The 19,544-nt window shown below is 51.4% G+C and carries 19 protein-coding genes; 15 read left to right on the top strand and 4 right to left on the bottom strand.

The features are described from left to right. From CWE12_RS12940 to CWE12_RS12930, 3 genes are read left to right on the top strand one after another with little or no spacing between them, the layout of a single operon-like run. The gene (locus tag CWE12_RS12940) at window positions 1–1,266 is read left to right on the top strand and encodes an AMP-binding protein (protein WP_126790129.1); all 1,266 of its coding nucleotides are present in this window, start codon (window positions 1–3) and stop codon (window positions 1,264–1,266) included. Beyond that, complete coding sequence (locus tag CWE12_RS12935; protein WP_241984208.1) at window positions 1,263–2,831, top strand: HAL/PAL/TAL family ammonia-lyase; 1,569 nt, start codon at window positions 1,263–1,265, stop codon at window positions 2,829–2,831. Before CWE12_RS12940 ends, CWE12_RS12935 begins: the two co-directional genes overlap by 4 nt. A 55-nt stretch (window positions 2,832–2,886) precedes the next feature. Next, window positions 2,887–3,429, top strand: a complete 543-nt coding sequence (locus tag CWE12_RS12930; protein ID WP_126790128.1) for a DUF924 family protein — start codon at window positions 2,887–2,889, stop codon at window positions 3,427–3,429. Here the strand turns inward: CWE12_RS12930 and CWE12_RS12925 are convergent. Further along, window positions 3,426–5,327, bottom strand: coding sequence for a hypothetical protein (locus CWE12_RS12925; RefSeq protein WP_126790127.1), 1,902 nt, complete (start codon window positions 5,325–5,327; stop codon window positions 3,426–3,428). The genes CWE12_RS12930 and CWE12_RS12925 overlap by 4 nt on opposite strands. A 174-nt stretch (window positions 5,328–5,501) precedes the next feature. Between CWE12_RS12925 and CWE12_RS12920 the strand changes: the two genes are divergently transcribed. Next, window positions 5,502–5,945 (top strand): hypothetical protein, encoded by a 444-nt coding sequence (locus CWE12_RS12920; RefSeq protein ID WP_126790126.1) that lies wholly within the window; start codon window positions 5,502–5,504, stop codon window positions 5,943–5,945. Between the two features lie 4 nt (window positions 5,946–5,949). On the opposite strand, the gene CWE12_RS12915 is transcribed toward CWE12_RS12920, so the two are convergent. Then, window positions 5,950–6,855 carry a pirin family protein gene (locus tag CWE12_RS12915; RefSeq protein ID WP_126790125.1) on the bottom strand — a complete coding sequence of 302 codons (906 nt, stop codon included), beginning with the start codon at window positions 6,853–6,855 and terminating at the stop codon, window positions 5,950–5,952. Window positions 6,856–6,864: 9 nt separating this feature from the next. Then, window positions 6,865–8,526 carry a S1 family peptidase gene (locus CWE12_RS12910; protein ID WP_157981981.1) on the bottom strand — a complete coding sequence of 554 codons (1,662 nt, stop codon included), beginning with the start codon at window positions 8,524–8,526 and terminating at the stop codon, window positions 6,865–6,867. Between the two features lie 135 nt (window positions 8,527–8,661). Between CWE12_RS12910 and CWE12_RS12905 the strand changes: the two genes are divergently transcribed. From CWE12_RS12905 to CWE12_RS12860, 10 genes are all read left to right on the top strand, one after another. Further along, complete coding sequence (locus CWE12_RS12905; RefSeq protein ID WP_126790123.1) at window positions 8,662–9,258, top strand: DUF6990 domain-containing protein; 597 nt, start codon at window positions 8,662–8,664, stop codon at window positions 9,256–9,258. Between the two features lie 409 nt (window positions 9,259–9,667). Continuing rightward, on the top strand, window positions 9,668–9,967 hold the full coding sequence (locus CWE12_RS12900) for a hypothetical protein (protein WP_126790122.1): 300 nt from the start codon (window positions 9,668–9,670) through the stop codon (window positions 9,965–9,967). Between the two features lie 27 nt (window positions 9,968–9,994). Continuing rightward, entirely contained in the window at window positions 9,995–10,324 is a 330-nt protein-coding gene (locus CWE12_RS12895) for a hypothetical protein (RefSeq protein WP_126790121.1), read from the top strand. Between the two features lie 212 nt (window positions 10,325–10,536). Further along, on the top strand, window positions 10,537–10,806 hold the full coding sequence (locus CWE12_RS12890; RefSeq protein ID WP_126790120.1) for a hypothetical protein: 270 nt from the start codon (window positions 10,537–10,539) through the stop codon (window positions 10,804–10,806). 603 nt (window positions 10,807–11,409) lie between these two features. Continuing rightward, a complete protein-coding gene (locus tag CWE12_RS12885; RefSeq protein ID WP_126790119.1) occupies window positions 11,410–11,730 on the top strand; it encodes a hypothetical protein in 321 nt (106 codons plus the stop codon). 290 nt (window positions 11,731–12,020) lie between these two features. Next, on the top strand, window positions 12,021–12,440 hold the full coding sequence (locus CWE12_RS12880) for a hypothetical protein (protein WP_126790118.1): 420 nt from the start codon (window positions 12,021–12,023) through the stop codon (window positions 12,438–12,440). Between the two features lie 119 nt (window positions 12,441–12,559). After that, entirely contained in the window at window positions 12,560–13,231 is a 672-nt protein-coding gene (locus CWE12_RS12875; RefSeq protein ID WP_126790117.1) for a haloacid dehalogenase type II, read from the top strand. A 44-nt stretch (window positions 13,232–13,275) separates the two neighbouring features. Further along, window positions 13,276–13,554 carry a hypothetical protein gene (locus tag CWE12_RS12870; RefSeq protein WP_126790116.1) on the top strand — a complete coding sequence of 93 codons (279 nt, stop codon included), beginning with the start codon at window positions 13,276–13,278 and terminating at the stop codon, window positions 13,552–13,554. A 91-nt stretch (window positions 13,555–13,645) separates the two neighbouring features. Then, window positions 13,646–14,668, top strand: a complete 1,023-nt coding sequence (locus CWE12_RS12865; RefSeq protein WP_126790115.1) for a porin — start codon at window positions 13,646–13,648, stop codon at window positions 14,666–14,668. Window positions 14,669–14,718: 50 nt separating this feature from the next. Next, window positions 14,719–16,647, top strand: a complete 1,929-nt coding sequence (locus CWE12_RS12860) for a methyl-accepting chemotaxis protein (protein WP_126790114.1) — start codon at window positions 14,719–14,721, stop codon at window positions 16,645–16,647. Between the two features lie 53 nt (window positions 16,648–16,700). Here CWE12_RS12860 and CWE12_RS12855 read toward each other — a convergent pair whose 3' ends face one another. Next, complete coding sequence (locus CWE12_RS12855; protein WP_126790113.1) at window positions 16,701–18,242, bottom strand: amidase family protein; 1,542 nt, start codon at window positions 18,240–18,242, stop codon at window positions 16,701–16,703. A 201-nt stretch (window positions 18,243–18,443) separates the two neighbouring features. On the opposite strand from CWE12_RS12855, the gene CWE12_RS12850 reads away from it, so the two are divergent. Next, window positions 18,444–19,535, top strand: a complete 1,092-nt coding sequence (locus CWE12_RS12850; RefSeq protein ID WP_157981980.1) for a porin — start codon at window positions 18,444–18,446, stop codon at window positions 19,533–19,535. The last annotated feature ends 9 nt before the right edge of the window (window positions 19,536–19,544 follow it).

Below are 19,544 nucleotides of genomic sequence, written 5' to 3'. Positions count from 1 at the left end.
ATGAACCAGCAGACCTTATCGAAAAGCGCCGTCATTGCAGTGCTCGGCGCACTTATTGCCGATGAACTGGCGCAGCTTCGCAAGGGCGATGCTGGTTTACTGAAGGGTGCTCAATGGCAGGCTGAGACGATTATTACCCTGCCAGACCGGCGCCCTGACGATGGCAGCGCGAATGAATTACTTGAAGTGGTCGTCGACTCATTCGAGTGGATGGCCCTAGCTACCCGCGTGGTCAGTTTCTTCCAGCTGCAAAGCAGTGGTCTGGAAGACTACCTGTTGCGGGTACACACCCTCGGCGATTGGGCCGATGTGGTGCTAAAAAGCCGGGATGTAGCGGCTTGCGACATTTGCTTTACCACCTCGGGTTCCACCGGAAGCCCCAAACCGTTTATTCATAGCTGGCAGACACTGACCGCAGAAGCGCAGTTTTTCGCCGACTATGTACAGAGCTTACCAACCAAACCAAAACGCCTGTTAAGCCTGACCCCCGCCCATCATATTTACGGGTTTTTATTCTCGGTATTGCTGCCTGAGCTACTCGACCTGCCAGTGGTTCGCGGGTTGCGCAGTTTTGCGACTGTGCACGGCGGACAGCTTGAAACCGGCGATTTGATCATCGGTTTTCCTTCTGCCTTGCAGCAAATCGAGCAACGGGTGCAGCAGTTCCCCGCTGGGGTTGCCATGGTTTGCTCCACGGGCCCGTGCCCGGCACACACCATCGACAGTCTAAAAGAGCAGGGCATCGAGCGCTTTATTGAGGTGTATGGCAGTACCGATACCTCAGGCATCGGCGTGCGCAGTTCTTCCGCGATGCCATACAAGTTATTACCTCGCTGGCGCGCGGATGGCGCTGACACCTTGTTTGACCAGCAGTTAAACCGCTCGGTCAGTTTGCTGGACCGCGTCGACTGGGCTGATCATGAATACTTTCGCCCGCAGGGGCGGGTTGATGACGCGGTGTCAGTTAACGGCGTTAATGTGTTTCCAGCCCGGATTGCCGAACAGCTGGCTCGCCACCCCCAGGTGGATGACGCCAGAGTTCGCTTGCTTGCCGACGACAACAGCCGTGGTTTAAAAGCCTTGTTGGTGGTTGGCGCCGAGGTCAGTGAGTCACAGGCAACGAATTTAGTCGCCGAGGTGCATGCCTGGGCCGGTCGTCACTTGTCAGCAAACGAGCTGCCTAAACGTTACACCCTGGCCAACCAGGTGCCGGTAAACGGCCTTGGCAAAGAAATCGACTGGGACTTAATGGATAACAATTCGTGACCGAAAACCTGAGCAATAAGTCCCAGAATAGTAAGCCCGTGGTGGTCTTCGGTGAACAGCGCTTAACCATTGAGGATGTGGTCGCTATAGCCTTTGAGCGGGCCGATGCAGTGATTAGCGAGCAAGACGAATTTGCGCAGCGAATTCACGCCGGTGAACAGTTTATTCAGCGTCTGCTGCATGACGAGGGCGCCGTTTACGGCGTAACCACAGGCTATGGCGACAGTTGCACCGTGGCGGTGCCGCAAGCGTTGACCAGCGCGTTACCAGTGAACCTGACTCGTTTTCATGGCTGTGGCTTAGGCGACATGTTCTCGGCGACCGAAACCCGCGCCATTCTGGCGGTGCGGCTTTGCTCGCTGACTCAGGGATATTCCGGGGTCAGCATGGAACTGCTTAAATACCTGGCGCTAATGCTCAAGCACAATATTTTGCCCTTGATCCCCCAGGAAGGCAGCGTGGGCGCCAGTGGTGACTTAACCCCACTGTCCTATGTCGCTGGCGCCTTGATCGGTGAACGCGAAGTCACCTTTCGCGGGCAGACCATGCTGGCAGCCGATGCCTTCGCGCAGCTGGGTGTCGATCCCTACCAGTTAAAGCCCAAAGAAGCCCTCGCCATTATGAACGGCACTGCGGTGATGACCGCCATTGCCTGTTTAGCCTGGCGTCGTGCAGACTACCTCAGCCGACTGTCGACCCGGGTTACCGCGCTGGCTTGTGTTGGTGTGGCTGGTAATCCGTACCATTTTGATGAAACTTTGTTTGCGGTTAAACCCCATGCCGGGCAACAGCAGGTAGCGGCCTGGCTGCGCGAAGACTTGCTGGATACTGAAGCGTCGCGCAACACCGCACGCCTGCAGGACAGATACTCATTGCGCTGTGCGCCACACATTATTGGCGTGTTATGCGATACCCTGCCGTTTTTACAGCACACCATTGAAAATGAGCTGAATAGTGCCAACGACAACCCGATTATCGATCCGGTTGGCGAGCGTGTGTTGCACGGCGGTCATTTTTACGGTGGCCATATCGCTATGGCGATGGACACCCTGAAAACGCTGGTCGCCAACCTGGCTGATTTGCATGACCGGCAAATGGCGCTGATGCTCGACGCCCGAACCAACAATGGGTTAGCCGCTAATTTATCGGCTGCAACCGGTGCCGAAGCGAGCATTAACCATGGCTTTAAAGCGGTGCAGATTGGGTGTTCAGCCTGGGCCGCAGAAGCGTTGAAACATACCATGCCGGCGTCAGTGTTTTCGCGCTCAACCGAGTGCCATAATCAGGACAAAGTCAGCATGGGCACCATTGCCGCCCGCGATGCTATGCGCGTACTTGAGCTGACCGAGCAGGTGGTGGTAGCGACCATGCTGGCGGCCTGGCAGGCCTCTCAGTTACGCTTGCAGTTTGAGTCAGGGGTGCCGGCGAGCGAGCAGTTGCTAAACTTCATGCAGCGCATTGACGAGGATTTTGTGTTACTTGAGTCAGACCGGCGGCTTGATCATGAGCTTCGCTTCTGGTTGCAAGAGGTACGTGCAGAAGCCCTTGATTTGTATGTTGATTAACGCCTAAGCTGGGACCTAAACTAACGATAATACCAAACACAATCAGGGTATGTTTATGGCGGTCCCCACTCAGGTACTAAATTTCTGGTTCAAAGAACTCACACCCGCAGACTGGTTTAGCAAAAGCGACAGCCTGGATGCGACCATCAAAGAACGCTTCACAGAGCTGCATCAGCAAGCCTCGCGTTGTGAGCTGTCTCACTGGCGAGCCTCAGCACAGGGGCGCTTAGCGGAAGTTATTCTGCTTGATCAGTTTTCCCGCAATATGTTCCGCGATACCCCACAGGCGTTTGCCCAGGACGCGTTAGCACTCGCGTTGGCTCAGGAAGCAGTCGCCAATGAAGCAGACCAGGCCATTCCGGCCCGTCAGCGTGCGTTTTTGTACATGCCTTATATGCACAGTGAGTCAAAGCTGATCCATGAAGAAGCGGTGCGCTTGTATAAGCAGCCGGGTCTGGAAGACAACCTTGAGTTTGAATACAAACACAAAGAAATTATCGACCGTTTTGGCCGTTACCCACACCGCAACAATGTACTCGGGCGCGAGTCTACTGCAGAAGAAATCGAGTTTCTGCAGCAGCCCGGTTCCGGTTTTTAGCTCTGCTCGTCGGATTCTGCATTACGCAGGTAGCCAGCGGCTTGGTCGTCTTCTTTCTGCGTCAGCTTAGCGTTGCCGCTGTCGCCTTCCTGGCCGCGTGACACCTGGTTCACACGCAGAATATTCTCCGCATGTTGCAGATCCTTGGTGTTGGTGAAGCCTGCGATATTTTCGCGGCCACGCAGGAAGTCACGGATCTCATCCACAATCATGTTCAGTTCGTCTTCGTTTTTATGCATCGACATCACGTAGCGTGGCATCTCAACATTGTTCTGACCACTGGTGGCGAAGGTGCTGGTAGTAATCCGTGAGCTGACAATCCATGGTGTAATGGACGATTTAACAATTACGTTTTCGCTGCGCGTGGAGTCATGAATTGACATCCCGGTGGAGATTTTCGATTCCGAGAAAGTGCCTTCAGTTTTCATGTACATCAGCAACGAGTTGAACTGAAGCTCGGCCCAGAAGACATGGGTGAAGCCTTCCAGTAAGCGGCCCATCATCGAGACCACTAAGAACGCAAACAACATCGCCACCGCGCCGACCACCACGCCTGATGCCTCTCCAAACCAGCTAATAGCCTGATTTTCGCTCATTTGGTTCAAAGCAGGTGCAGAGGCACTGAAGAACTGGTACAGCTCGCTAATTTTCCCGGTTAAGAGTAAAAATAGCAGCGCGCCGGTCACAATCAGCACCTGTGCCAGGCCGGTTGAAAGCAGACGCACCAGCGAATGAACCGGTTGCGCTTCATGCTTGGCAAAGGCTGGCTGGGTTTCAATCAGCAGCTCACCGGAGAAATCACCTTTGCCCTGGCTCTGTTCATTCAGTTTAGGGTCAAAGTTAATGTAGGTCCGGTTGGGAACCTCTTTGTAGCGGCGGTTCGCCAGTACAATGTTTTCAATGTTGATGAAAATCTCGTTCGGATGCACAGACTCCTGCAGGTTTTCACGGTACTCGGCGACTTCAGTCGCGGTGTTGACCTGTTGAGCACGCCCATTGACCAACACCATGACCAGGCCGGTAATAATGACGGCTAAGCCAAGCAATAAGAACAGCATCGGCCAGGCACTGAATAATTCAATGTTCTGCCCCATAAAGCTTAGTTCTGCCAGCGTCTGTGGTGAGTTAGTCTGTAAATAGTGGTAGCCAAGACCGATCAGCACCGGAAAGATAATCGAGAAGGCAATGATCTTGGCAACACTGGCCGCGTTTGCGCTCTGCAGCTGCTTGACCCGGTCCAGCTTGACGTTAATCGCCGCGTTGCGCCAGGTAGAAACCAGGTAAATAAGCAGCAATACCGAGAACGCCGGCAGAATAATATGCCCGGCGGTTCCGGCTAAGCCGGTGGTGGCAACAAAATAGGTTAAGCCAAAAGCGACGAAGGCAATAAGCGTGGTCACTACTGCCGAAGCCACCTGCTGAACCACATTCCGGATCGGGTAGGGCATGAAAACCAGGCGTGGAAACACCGAATGAACCAGGCGTCCCATCCAGCCTTCAGGTTCGCTGAAGGTCGAGTTTTTGCGCCCCATCAGCATCGACTCAAGCGACCCCGCGGTGTATGCCAGCGAACCCTGCTTCGCTTCAATATCGGCGTTTTCACGCTCACTCTTGGTCAGGTTACGGGTCAGGGACGACGGCACCGAACGGCCGACGAAGAATTTGAACAACTGCATCAGGCCGCTGCCACAACGGCGTAGCCCCGTAATCAGCAGTAAAAAACCGGCCGCGGCGTAGATCCAGGCAGAAATGAGTTGTTCTGCAATTAAAGAGGTCACCTGAAGCAGCGCATAAACGCCAAGTAAGGTAATCACCAGTCCCCCGACCAGACGAATTGCCCCTTCCTTTTTAAACGGGTTGGTTATCCCCAGGCTCTGTGAGCCGAAATCATAAGCCATAATGTGTCCCTGTGTTGCACATGTTATTGTAATATTCCGAGTTCGGAGAAGAAGTTAGCCTTGTTCGGTATTTCCGTTTCACTGAATTCGCATGGAAATGCTATCACAGCGTTCGAGTAGCGCCCATAAAAAACACCTGGATCTTCAGGTGGAGAAGTATTTGGAGAAGAGTCCGTGAAAGTTATTGTAGGTACGGTAAGTGTGCTCGTCATTGTTGTGTTAAGTGTGTTTATATTCAACCGACAACAGGGCCCGTGGTCACTCATTGCTGAGCAGTTGGCTGTGGCCGAGAGCGGACAGATGATCGAAATAGAAAATGACCAACTCTTCATAAGCCATTTTAGCTTTTTCACCGACAGTGACAGCTTGTGTCGGGTGTATAGCGTTGGTGGCGATGGGAGCATGAACGAGCAGCTTGCCTGCTTTGATCCGGAGCAAGGCTGGTTGACTTTTATCGAGTTTCAGCGCGTCAGGGCAGAGCGGGACGATGAATTCGAGATTACACAGCACGCCTCTGGGAGCCGTACTGTAAATCAGAAAATGGGTGAACTAGGCGCCGGCCCGACCTTGTCGCTTGAAGAGGAGCGTAATGCTTTGCGCCAATTGCAGGCAGAGTAGCGCCTTAGTCGCTGCCCGGGTAAGGCACAAAGTCGTCTTCGTCGCCGGGCACCTTAGCAAAGCGTCCGGCTTTCCAGTCCTCGCGGGCCTGTTTTAAACGTTCGGTGCTGGAGGCTGCGAAATTCCAGTCCAGGTAACGCTTGCCCACCGAACTGCCACCGAGCATAACCAAATGGCAATCGTCGCTGCACTGAAGCGACAGTCCGCTGCGGGATAATACCACCAGTTGATTGGGCTGGACTTGCTGGGTACCGACGCTTGCTGAGCCGCTAAGCAGGTAAACCCCGACTTCGTCGTACTCCGGCAACTGAATGCTATCACCGGCTGACAATCGTGCTTCGGAAAACAAGGTTGGGCTGAAGGTTTTAACTGGTGAACGCAGCCCGTTGACCTCGCCAATAAGTACCTTGATACCCTCGTCGCTGGGGAGTTCATCGGCGCTGTAGTGGTGGAACTCAGGAGCACACTGTTCGTCGGCGTCGGGCAATGCCAGCCACAGTTGAAGGCCATGCATACTGTGAGCCTGTTCTGTCAGCTCAGCCGGTTCCCGCTCTGAATGGACAATGCCGGAGCCCGCCACCATCAGATTGATCGCCCCCGGGGTAATCACCAGCTCACTGCCGAGGGAATCGCGATGCAGGATCTGACCATCAAATAAATAGGTAACCGTAGCCAGACCAATATGCGGATGCGGCGGCACGTTGACACCGTGGCCCGGCTGGAAATCGGCTGGTCCCATGTGGTCGATAAAGATCCACGGCCCCAGGCTACGCTGCTCGCGGGTCGGAATCGAACGGCGCACCACAAAGCCGCCGAGCTCAGTTTCCCGCGGCGTGATAACACGCCGCACCTCGTCGCTTCCAGACTGTGTGTCACAGGGCTGTTCAGCAGTTCGGGCCATATTGGTCATGGGGACTCCTTACGGGACTTCTACACTCATCTCGGTAAAGTGTAGTTTGCCACTTATGTAATTGCCCTGACGATAGCTGCCAATCCAAATATCATAGCGACCTTCGCCACTGGTCCCGAGATCAAGCATCGGGTTCAGGGTGGAGCCATGGGCATCGTCATTGCAGTGCCAGCTACCGTCTGGCGTATTAATAACGATAGTGGCATCTTCTGTTGGGTTGTCTGCAACGAAGTAAGCTTTCAGTCCTGCAGTAGAGCCGCTGAAATGCATACGGACGTCAGGGTTGCCAGCGGCGAACCCGGTGCAGCCAGAGCCGTCGATGGTCTCGCTGATATCGACATTACCACCTGCAACCACCTCAATAGTCTGCGGATCCGGAAGGAAAAAGGCGCTTAATTGGTGGGTTCCGTATAAGGGGTCACCATTCAAGTTGAATCCACCACTGGCCTCTGCTGTGGTTGTGTCTACACCTGCGGAATAGGCGGTCACGTTGCCGCTAAAAAAGTCACTTGGCTGATAGCCACCGACCCATACCTGGTAGTCGCCCGGCTGAGCCTGCTCAAGATAAAGTCCCGGATTCAAATTCCCTGCTTCGCGGTCATCGTTGCAGTGCCAGCGATTATCAGGCGCTCGCACAACCATGGTCGCATCTTTGGTGCTTTCGCTGGCATTAAACTCGATAGTCAGGCGTTCCGTGACTTCACTCAGGGTCAAAATGGCGTCTGGGTTTTCTGCCGCATACCCAGTGCATAGCTCGCCGAGGTAACTGGCACTGCGGCTGCCCCCTGCGGTCAATGGTAAATTCAGTTGTGAACCGGCAAGAGTGTGCTGGCCATAGGTCGGCTCACCCTCCGGATTGAGGTGATCGTCTGGGTTGTAGTAGTCATCCCAGCTGGTTAGTAAGTCATCGCTTTGCATAACCGCGAAGGCCAGTGGAATCGAAAGAATACTGCCAAGCCGGCCACCGGTGCGCTCTTCCATTGCAACCATGGTTGGGATGCCAATCACGCGGCCATCATTGGTTAATGCAATACCACCGCTGTTACCGGGCGACATTTCCGCGTTGGTCCGATACCAGGCAACCATGCGTTTTTGATTAAAATCAGTCATCTGCACAGAAGAAACGATACCAGCGGTGTAAACCAGCTCGTCACCAGCTAACCCTGGGTAGCCAAGCAAGGCGAGTGGTGTTCCGCGACTCAGCACCTCGTCGGCATCAATAAATTCGAGTTGTGGTAGCTGATATTCCCAGGGGTTATCGCTAGTATCCAGCTGCTCTGCAGTGACCGTGCGGCCCTCTATATCTTCGTTGACTTCGTAAACAGCGAGGTCGTACTCAGCTGAAAATACTCGTAGTTCACCCCTGAATGTCGGTACCGCAGGTTCGTGCACATCTTTAAGAATAGCGATTTCTACACTGTCATGGCCTTCAGTGACATGGCGGTTGGTGAACACCATCAGCCGGCCCTGGTAAACCACCATGCTGCCCGAACCGGTCGAATTTGGAGTGCGGATCTGTACCACCGCTTTCGACAACGCGTTAATGTCTTGCTCGCTCTCCGGCTCAACCAGAACCGGCGTTTTTGATGCAGGACTGGATTGTGCATACGCCGATGTCGTATAAAAGCAGACAAAAGTGGCGAAAAGAGCGCTGAGATAGATATATCGCATAAATAAACTTGGCAGGTGTAATGATAAGGTAAATGTACCGGATAACAGCCTCATAGCCAATAGCGAAATCGGTTTGTAAGACTCAAGTGGCATTCCTGTCGTATCCAGCGCGAACCAGGATTAGGAGGTTAAAATATGAAAAAAGCAGAACTGATTAAGTATTTTAAAAATCGCTATCCGGCGGTGAATGAGGGAGGAGGAGATTGGCGGTTTACCCTCAAAGATGATGACATGGGTTATGCTCATATGCGTCCCAAACTACGTGGCAGAACCCGGAAAGAAATTGTCGGTGTATCTTTAGTGATGAAGCCTCGGTGGTTTTGCCACTTAACTTCAGAAATTTACCAGAATGATGGTGGCTCTTATTTATTTGTCACCGGCGATGGCAATGTATTCATTGAGACTGAGGGTGAAATCACCGAAGCGCATCTAACGGAAATTACCCAAATGGCGCTGGACTGGTTTAATAAGTGCTGTACTGAAGAGGTTATTGCGCCGGAGTTAAAGCGTAAATACGAGATTTATAATCGCCCGGGCGGTTGGCAGTTTACTCATATTATCGCCTGTGTCCTTAAAGGCGACGTAGAGAAGCTGCAAAGCTACTTAGACGCCTTCAAACGCGGTGACCGGATGGAATTCATTCCTATTATTCAACAAGAATATTTCGAGCGAGCGATTCCGCTGGCAGAAAAGTACCGTTCAGGTGAGCTAATCTCTCCGGTTCGGTTTTAGCCCACTCCCCTTCTGCAATTGCCTCCGCTATAACGGATAGTTTTACTTAACACTTTAAAAGCGGGATCTTCCGTTGTACCGTTCATAGCTTGCACACATGTGTTCAACAGTGATGGAGCTTCTGAGCGATTTGACCTGTATTACAATACGGTCGATAACCGAGCAAACTTTTTCGGGGCTGGTCACCAATATGAGCCGAATATTGGCTTGGGGGCGGAATGGTATGGTGGAGCTGAGTTTGTGACGCGGGCGCCTTGGACGGGGCTAGGAGCAGATGGCAGTGCTTCCTGGCTAACATTTGGCGTGGGTGCACTTACATTTCCATCGACGTACAATTCGTTTACCAGCTCAGAAATATACGAATGCCAGAAACCGATCCTCAACCGTTTGAGAATGGAGACGGTTAATCATGACAAGCAAAAGGTATACCTGGAAAGCATTTTGGTTGAGGAACTTGAAAGCCTATATGCCGTTCACTTTTATGTTTCTGGGAATGTGGAACGGAGTTGAGTTAGGGAATTTCTTAAAAGAGTACATCGAGTGGTGGAGTATGGAGGGGTCCGGGCCGCCTCAGCAACGGTGGTATAGGGTTCTTGCTAGTTTCTTTTTGTTTCTAATGTTGTTTGGAAGCTTTATCGATGCAATTAGTACCTGGCACTACTTAAAGAACCCGGATGAAATCCCGAAAGAAGACGACGAAGTTAAGTGATTTTATCTGGTCCAGGTGAATAATAGTATGACAGTAATAAAGATGAAAGAGTTCATTTGGCCAGATAAGTGGATTCCCTTTAAGGTTAGGTTTTCGCTAGTTATCGTCGGTTGGGTTTTATGGATTGTTACGGGTTATTTGAAATATTTTATTTTTGATGCGGACGGATTGTTTCATGTTTTTGGGCCTATCTTAATGGTGTGGATCTATCCTTACTTATTCAATAAAAAAATTTACTTATCTCTTACTTCTGCAGCATTTGATGAGGATGACGTAGGCCTTCAGAGCGCTCGTAGTGGAGTTTTCTGGATTTCTTCTATTGCCTTTTTAGCGGTTATTTTCATTGCTGACTGGTAGATGATTAAGTGTTTCTAGACTTATCTCAGGGCAATATACTCACTTCCGTTGAAAAGCAGGGTTTTGCTAACAATGGTAGCTGAACCAGCCACACCTCGTGATTCGTTAACAGGCAGACCGTTAGATGACACAGGTCGTTATAAGGTGGGGTACAATGTGGATGGGAATATATATATAGCGTGCCACATTATTCCTGTGCGACAGCCGATTGCTTGTCTCAGCAGCTGAATGTTGATTGGAGTTCACCTGAAGGGCAGGCTTATCGCAATGCGCTTACCGCACAGGGACTTGATGACGCTACCGACGCGGCGACTGTGACCTCCATGTTTACCCCGGCAGGGGTTACTACTACAGCTCTGGGCTACTTTAGCATGGCGGCGTTATCTCTACTTGGGTTGCATGAACGGATAGGGGACGGCGCAGGTATTCTTGAAGAAAGCATGAATAACGAAGGCTTGAGAGAGGAAGACAGCGATGATTAATAAATTCATTTGGCCATCGAATACTATCCCAGTAGTATGGAGGGTTACCTTTGTTTCTTTCCTGGTTATTGTTTTTGGGGCGTTACTGTTAGTTAAATATATATATTCTGGTGCCAATAAGCAATTGAGTTTGAACTGTATTGTTTTTGCTTATACGCTAATATCAAGTTACGGTTTTTTATTCGACCGTGATATCCCGGCTCCTCCATTTACTGGTTCGTTTGATAAAAACGATATCAATTTGCAATGTGTAAGGTTAACTGCTTTTTTAGTTAGTCTATTGGCTTTGGTTTTGATTACAATTCTAATGTGATTTTTTGCTTCTACTGATCTTTCAATAGTCTCATCGCTCCAGAATTTTCGAATAATCAGTGGCTCACTTGATTATTTAAGTGAGGTTGTTTTGTGGTCACATTTGACCTTTTATTTAATCATTTTACTCCTTAGTGTTAATGTATTTAATCTTACTTTTTCGGTGATGGGTTTGACGCTGCATATATTTAGGAATGAAGTAGTCCAGACTAAGGTGCTTGGCTTCCATGTCAGGATTCTAACGGAGGATGATTGCTGAAGCGTGGCCTCTAGGATCAACAGATTAATCTCATGATGATGAATAAACTGATTTGGCCGGATAAATGGATTTCTGTTAAAGCTAGAATGATTTTTATTGCGGCGATTTTTATTTTATGGGTTTTTATATCTTACTTAAAGTATTTTGTTTTTCATGTTGATGGTGTTCTGCAGGTTGTAAGCTTTTACGCGTGGTTAATTATATGGACCTACTTATTTGACAAAGATATCCCTACAGGGACAGGAAGTATGACATTTGATGATGAGGATGAAGCGGGGCAGATAGTTAGAACACTCTTTTCTTTGATGGCGCTGGTTGTATTTTTTCTCGTTCAATTTTTTGGTGACTGGTAAATAGCCTCTAAGAAGATGCAGCGCCTTTTGAAGACTGATCACTGCAACACTTGTGCTAGAGGGTGGGGGGCGACATGTGGATTGTTGAGTCGCCTTACTCCTTGAATTGCATAAGTTTATCCGAGCAAACTAACGAGAAAAGTGATGTGATTAAGGCCCGAATTCAATTACAATGCTGACTGGTAAGCATGGCCAAAAAGCATGCGCACGTACAGTCGTATTTGCACCACGGCTTTAGTTTGGCTGCGAAGGTCGAATTGCGTTCTAAAAAAACAAAAAAGGAAAGAATAGTGAAACGTTATAATATTTTTCTGGTGATTTTTTTATCATTCCTGTTAGGTGGATGTTCAATGATGAATGTATACAGGAATGCATATGAGGCACCAGATAGAGAAGGAAAGGAAACATGGGCGTTAGTTTCAGCTGAGGAAGGACCGGTAGGTAGAATTTTAATTAGTCCACGGCCTAGAGATAATAAATTTAAGGCAGCAGTATCGGCGAATAACATGCAAGCTCGGAGCCAAATCCTACTTGAACCAGGGGTCAGAGATATAAACGTTTACGCATTTAATGGTGGTAGAAATGCAATTTTTTCCGTAAGTGACATTGCTGTAGAAGAAAATGAAGAATACGTTGTGCGATACAATGTTGACGGTAATAGAATTACTGCATGGGTTGAAAACGCTGACGGAGAAAAAGTTAGCGAGTAAAACTGGTTGTAATGAAAAGGTAAATTTGCCGCATATTAGACTTTAAGCCAATAGCGAAATTCGCGCGAAGCACGCAAACTTAGCAGTCAACGCCAGGATGAAGGAAGGAGAGCGCTGACGTGCAGTGTACTTTGGCATTTGATGTCTACGGGACTTTATTTGATCCTCAGGGGATCGAGCGGGCAGTGGCTGCGTTTGCGCCGGAGCGGGCGACCGAGGTAGCGGCGATGTGGCGGCGTAAGCAGCTTGAGTACGCGTTTCGCCGTGGCTTAATGCAGAGGTTTAAAGATTTTTCGGTGTGTACGCGGGATGCGCTTCGCTATTGCGACGAGCTGTTTGGGTTAAAGCTGACTGATACCGACGAAGCGGTGTTGATGGAAGCCTACAACCTGCTGCCGTTATTCGACGACGTGCAGCAGGCGTTGCAGATGCTTGGCAAACAGCATCGTATTTATGCGTTCTCTAATGGTTGTAAGCCGATGGTGGAGTCGCTGCTGGAAAACGCCGGTATTGCCAACGAGTTTAATGGCGTGGTCTCGGTAAGCGACGTGAAGTCGTTTAAGCCGGACCCTAAGGTCTATACGCACTTTCTGCGTGAAGCGAACAGCCACCCTGAACAGACCTGGCTGGTGTCGGCCAATGGGTTTGACATTATTGGCGCAGGGTCGGTGGGCATGCGCACGGCCTGGGTAAAACGTGATCCGGCCGCTGCATTTGACCCCTGGGGGGCTCAACCTGAGCTGGTGGTTGAGTCGCTAATCCGGTTGCCAAACCAGCTGCCTGTGCGATAATCGTGGCCAGTCATTAAGCGTCTTCCACTTAATAGAGAATTATCGTGAAACCAGGCTTCCTCCAGAAACTAGTCTTTTTTGCGCTGCTTATTGTGGCGCTTGTCTTTGGCGTCTTCGTAGCGAGCGCATTTTTGATCCTTGGGTTGCTGTTGGTGCCTGTTTTTCTGCTTCGTGTTTACCTCCAGCGTAAGGCCTTTCAAAAGGCCTGGCAGAAGCAAAAAAGACAGGCTAACGGCGCTGGTGCGGCTGACTTTAGCTCATCGGAGCAGCGCGGAAAGACCCGTGGTACAGTAATTGAGGGCGAAATCGTCGATAAAGATTAAAATTCTTCTTAAGCCCCCCCTGTTGTTCCCGATACATAGATAAACAAACCTAATAAAGGGATTAGGTTTGCTATGTTAAAGAGGAACAACCATGTCAAAACTGCTAACCAGCATCGTAGTAATTTTGCTGGCCGCTCTGAGTACTGAGCGAGCTCATGCACAAACATCTGAAGACGTAGATATAGAAATTTATGGACGGGCCCATTTGTCACTGGATCAACTCGGTGACGGTGAGAGTTCCGGCCTGAATGTGTCCAGTAACCTCAGTCACCTGGGTTTTCGCGGTGACTACGATATTAACCAGGACTATGAAGTATTTTTCCAGATTGAGCAGTTGATCCGTTACGGTCAACGCGGCTCAGAACTGGCTTCGCGCGACAGCTTCGCTGGCATTCGCAGTGACATGGGGTCGGTTCGTATTGGCTACTTTGAGCCTCCGGGAACCACCCTGCGCTCGCGCGTGGACATGTTTAACAGCCGTATTGGTGATGCCCGTAATATTGCCAGTGGCAACAATATGGCGTTCGATGTCCGTTTCCGTAACGGTATTCATTACACCAGTCCAACCCTGCAGGGTTTTACCTTTGACCTGCAGTACACCCCCCATGATGACACCGGACCGACGGTCAGCAATGACCAGGAAGGGCTTAGTGCCCGGGTAACCTACACCACCGACGCGCTTTATCTGGGTCTCGCTTATCAGGAGTACGAAGAGTTTGCGCTGACTCCGCAGGCATGGCGTCTGGGCATGGAATATAGCTTCAGTTCGAGCTGGATTATGACGGGTTACTATCAGCGTGCTGAGCAGCTCGAAGGCGGTCCCCGCGATGTTTACGGTGTGGGCCTGGCCTATCGGTTTGGCGACTATGCACTGCGTTCGCAGTGGTATACCTCTTCGGCTAACAATGACCCCAACACCGGGGCGAGCATGTGGGTGGTGGGGCTGGATAAACGCTTTACCCGTCGTTTTTCCGGGTATCTGGTGTATGGCTTAACTGATAACGAACCAGCCGCTGACTTCAGCGTCTCCGCAGGCGGCCGCGACACCGGCCTTACCCCCTTGCTCGGGGAAACAGCAACCGCGCTGTCCTTAGGTATGATTTTTAATTTCTAACTTCTGGTAACGACTTAACCCTAAGTAGCTGGTAGCTATTGGAGAGACTCATGAAAAAATTCTGGAATAATTTAGGTTTCGGGGGCCGCCTGTCAGCGATGATTATCGCGCTGGTGTTGTTCTCGGTGGTGATTGTTGCTGCGATGGTATACAACGAATACCGCAGTACCTCAAATGAAGCGGCATTGAACCGTTTGCAGGGCACCAGTGAAGGCGGCGCTCAGTCGTTTATGGACTGGTTGCTGGCGCGCCAGGACGAACTGCGCCTGTACGCGAGCCTGGATGCGTTTGTTGAGCAGGATGAAGCGCAAATGGAAAACCTGCTGGTCCGGCTTGCCGAGGAACACGGTTACTGGGATACGATTTACTTTGTTGATACCAGTGGCGTCGGTCAGTTTGCTGTGAGCTATGATGGCAGCGCTGAGGTGCTCACGCAGCAGCAGGCGAATCAGTTTGTGGTGGCTGACAGAGACTGGTTCCGCAGTGCGGTTCGCGGCAACGAAGTGTTCTCTGAGCCATTGGTATCAAGAGCCTCGGGTAATCGGGTAAGTACGGTGGTGATCCCGGTTTACCGTGACCGCGAGATAATCGGCGTGTTGCGCGGTGCCGTGATGCTGGATACGGTCACTGACCGGGTCCAACAGCTGCCGGTCAGTGACGATGCCGAGGTATTCGTACTGGCGGCGGATGGCACCGCCATTACCCGCAGTGATTCGATTCGTAATCTTGATGATGCCATCGATACCCAGGCCTCCGGCGCGATTAGCAGCAGCCAGGACGGTGCAGGTATTTACCCCAATGCGCAAGGCACTATGGTGGTGGGGGCGTACAACTACATTGACCTGCTGGGGTGGGGACTGGTAGTTGAGGAACCGCAAAGCGTTGCTCTTGCTGCGGTAAGCCGGATGTTCTGGTTACTGGTGGTGGTGGTGAGCATTATTGTTGTGATAGCGGCAGCCATCTGTATCGCGATTGCGCGCAATGTACTTAGCGTGATCGGCGGCGAACCCAGTTACGCGTCTGCAGCGGTTTCTAAAGTGGCCGAAGGCGACTTAAGCACACCTATTACCCTGAAGGCAGGGGACGACAGCAGCATTCTGGCATCTATATCCTCGATGCAGCAGCGCTTGCGTGAGGTGATCAGCGATATCAGCAGTTACTCACAGCAGGTGGCTTCGGCGTCGACCCAGTTAAGTCAGGTCAGTGACGCGACTCAGCGCGGCATTACCGAGCAGAACGCGCAGCTTAGCAATGCGGCGACGGCGATTAACGAAATGAGCTCAACCGCAGAAGAAGTTGCCCGTAACTCGCAGGACGCGGCGGATGCAGCGCAAGCGGCGAACACCGAGGCGGACAAAGGCCAGAACGTGGTGGGTGAAACTGTGGAAACGGTGCACATGCTGTCGAAAGATATCGCCCATAGCAGTGATGTGGTGGGTCACCTGAAAGAAGACAGTGACAAAATTGGTAAAGTGCTGGATGTCATTGGCCAGATTGCTGAGCAAACCAACCTGTTGGCGTTAAATGCGGCGATCGAAGCGGCCCGGGCTGGTGAAAGTGGGCGTGGCTTTAGCGTGGTAGCGGATGAAGTTCGCACGCTGGCGTCGCGTACTCAGGCCTCGACACAGGAAATTCAGCAAATTATCAGCACCCTGCAAAATCGTGCCGACAGCGCTGTCCAGGCAATGAAGGGCAGTTCTGAAGCGGTTGACCAGGCGGTTCACAAAGTCAGTTCAGCGGGTGAGTCGTTAAGCAATATCACCATGGCTGCGAATAAAATTAATGAGATGATCCAACAGATAGCCAGTGCTGCCGAAGAGCAGACTATGGCGACCCGGGAGATCAATCAGAGTATTCATTCGGTGAGTGATATCGCTGAACAGGCGAGCGGACATGTTAAAGAGTCGGTTGAGTCGAGCGAGTCACTGGCTCGACTGGCCGAACACCTGCAGGATATGGTCAAGCGCTTCCGTCTGTAAATTGCAGCAACGCTTACCAGCAAAAAGCTCAGCAAAAAAGACCAGACAGCGACCTATTCGGTCGCTGTCTGCATGTGTGGGGCAACAAAACCACTGCCACTGGCTTCGAGTACGCGGGCCAGCTCCAATAGTTGATAGTCGCTGAAGTTAGGCCCAATCAGGCTGATACCCAGCGGTAACTTATTCTCAAACCCGGCACGCAGGGTCACCGAGGGGTATCCGGATACCGCCGCAGCGGTGGACGTGCCAAAGTTAAAGCCATCGCCGTTTTCGTGGTCAATTGGCCAGGCCGGACCATAGCTTGGGATAACAATAGCGTCTGCGCCATGCTGCTCGAGTAAGTTGTCGAGAAACTCGCTGGCGAGTTGTCGCCCTGACTGCAACGCCTGCAGGTAGCTGTCTTCGCTGGCTTCAAGATCAATAGCACTGGCCTGCTCAAAATACTCCTGACCGAAGTGAATCAGCACACGGTCTGCATGTGTGTTGTTGTAAGCGATGACATCATCGATAGTTGCCGCTTGCGACGGTGCGTCGTAGTCACTTAACCACTGGTTGAGGTCGCGCTTAAATTCGTACAGCAAAACCTCCAGTTCGGCGTCGCCAAGTCCTTCCGGGAGCTGCCACTGGTCAGTACTGACCACGTCAATGCCGGCTTGCTCTAATTGCAGCTCGACACGTTCGGTCATCGCTTCCACACCTGCAAAGTGATCATCGTAGGCACGTACTAACAGGACTTTCTTCGTATCCCCTTGTTGCTGTTCCATTTGCTCGCGCGCGGCAGGCGTTAGCATGGCATTTAGCAGCAGGCGGGCGTCGTCCACATACCGCGCCATCGGGCCGGCGATATCCTGCGCCGAGGCAATCGGAATAATACCGTCGCCGGATACACTGCCGCGGGTGGATTTAACGCCGACCACTCCATTTATCGAGGCCGGGCACATAATCGAGCCATCGGTTTCCGTGCCAACGGCGAGCAAGCTAAAGTCAGCAGCAACGGCGACCGCGGAACCGGAACTTGAGCCACAAGGGGTGTGAGTTGGCAGGTATGGGTTACGCGCCTGGCCACCGAGCCCTGACCAACCGCTGGACGAACTAAAACCACGGAAATTTGCCCATTCAGAGAGGTTGGCTTTACCCAGCACGATCAACCCTTGTTGGCGTAACTGGGCGACAACCTCGGCGTCACTTGCGGTGTAATGGTCCTGCAGGACTTCAGCTCCGGCGGTGGTGGGCAGGCGGTCATGGGTGGCGATATTTGCTTTTAATACCACTGGCATTCCGTGCAGCGGTGAACGAAGGGTGCCGTTAGCCCGTTCCTGATCCAGCTGACGGGCAATTTGTAATGCGTCCGGGTTCAGGTCAATGATGGCTCTGAGCTGCATACCCGCGTCGTTATTCGCGGCAATTCGTGCCTGATAATAGCGGATGAGTTCCTCGCTGCTGAGCTGATTGCTGCTATACAGTTGCTGGATCTGCGCCACCGAGGCGAAGGCCAGTTGTTCTTCTACTGGTGGCTCTGTTGCGGCACAGGCAATTAATGAAGTGGCCGCTAACAGCGCGAAAAACTGCAGATAACACCGACGTAAGAAGGTCATGCGAAGCTCCTGAATTGAATAACGTTCATTACCATGCCTTAAACAGACCTGAGCAGACAAGAAAAAACGGTTAAAAAGGAAGCGAGGCTGTGGATAACTTATTTCTGTCATCAAAACAACACAGGAATGACGCGGCATGGTCAAATAAACGCAACAAAAATGTCAAATTGTCATTTTAGTGTCACAAAGTGTAACTATAGTATGTCTCCAGCAACCCCTTACTCGAACTTTGCTGGAGACAACACTGTGAAACTTAATCCGATATTTGCTGCATGTGCAGTAACACTTGGCCTTGCGAGCGCAATGCCAGCGCAGGCGACTGACATTGAAGTGTATGGGCGTGCTCATATCAGTACCGACATACTGGGCGATGGCAGCGACTATGGTCTCAACGTTTCAAGTAACTCGAGCCGTTTAGGTTTTCGGGCGAAACATCAGGTCGCGCCTGGTCTCGAAGCCTTTGTTCAGCTGGAACAAAACGTTCGCTTTGATCAGCGTGGCGGTGACTTCGCCACCCGTGACTCCTTTGCCGGATTGCGTGGCAGTTGGGGGCAGATGCGCTGGGGCTCGTTTGATACCCCGGGTAAAAAATTACGCGCTGATGCGGATGTCTTTAATGACCGCCTGGGTGACTTGCGCAACGTTGCCCAGGGTCCGGGGATGAACTATGACCAGACCACTGGCCTTAATAGTGACCCTAACTATGATCAGCGTTTCCGCAACAGCCTGCATTACCGCAGTCCTTCATTCAATAATATTACCTTTGACCTGCAGTATTCTCCGCACAATCAGACGGATGCAACAACCGAGAATGATTTCCAGGCAATCAGTGTGGCGCTGAACTATGAAGCCAACGGTTTGTGGCTGGCCGGCTCTTATGAAATGACCGAAGGTGCTGAGCTCGACCCGAGCGCGATGCGGCTGGCGGCAAGTTACTGGTTCACCGACCAGTGGCAGGGGATCACCTTTTATCAGAGTAGCTCTGACATGCTGTTTGGTGACCGCGATGTGTTCGGTGGTGGGTTTAAATACCTGTTCGGTGACTACGGGCTAATGGGCCAGGCCTACCAGGCTAGTGGCAACGACCTTGACGACACCGCTGCGACATTGTTTGCACTGGGTCTCGACTATTATATGCATGACGACTTTACTTTATACGCAATTTTAGGTCTGACGGACAACGACGACCAGGCGAATTTCCTCGTATCTGGTGGTGGCCGGGACGTCAAATTAACCCCTGCGGTGGGTAACCAGGCGACCGGTTTGTCACTCGGGTTTATTTACAATTTCTAACCGACGGAT

The sequence above is a fragment of the Aliidiomarina sedimenti genome (assembly GCF_003986955.1).
Classification (GTDB): Bacteria; Pseudomonadota; Gammaproteobacteria; order Enterobacterales; family Alteromonadaceae; genus Aliidiomarina; species Aliidiomarina sedimenti.
This window is presented reverse-complemented; position numbering and strand designations above follow the sequence as displayed.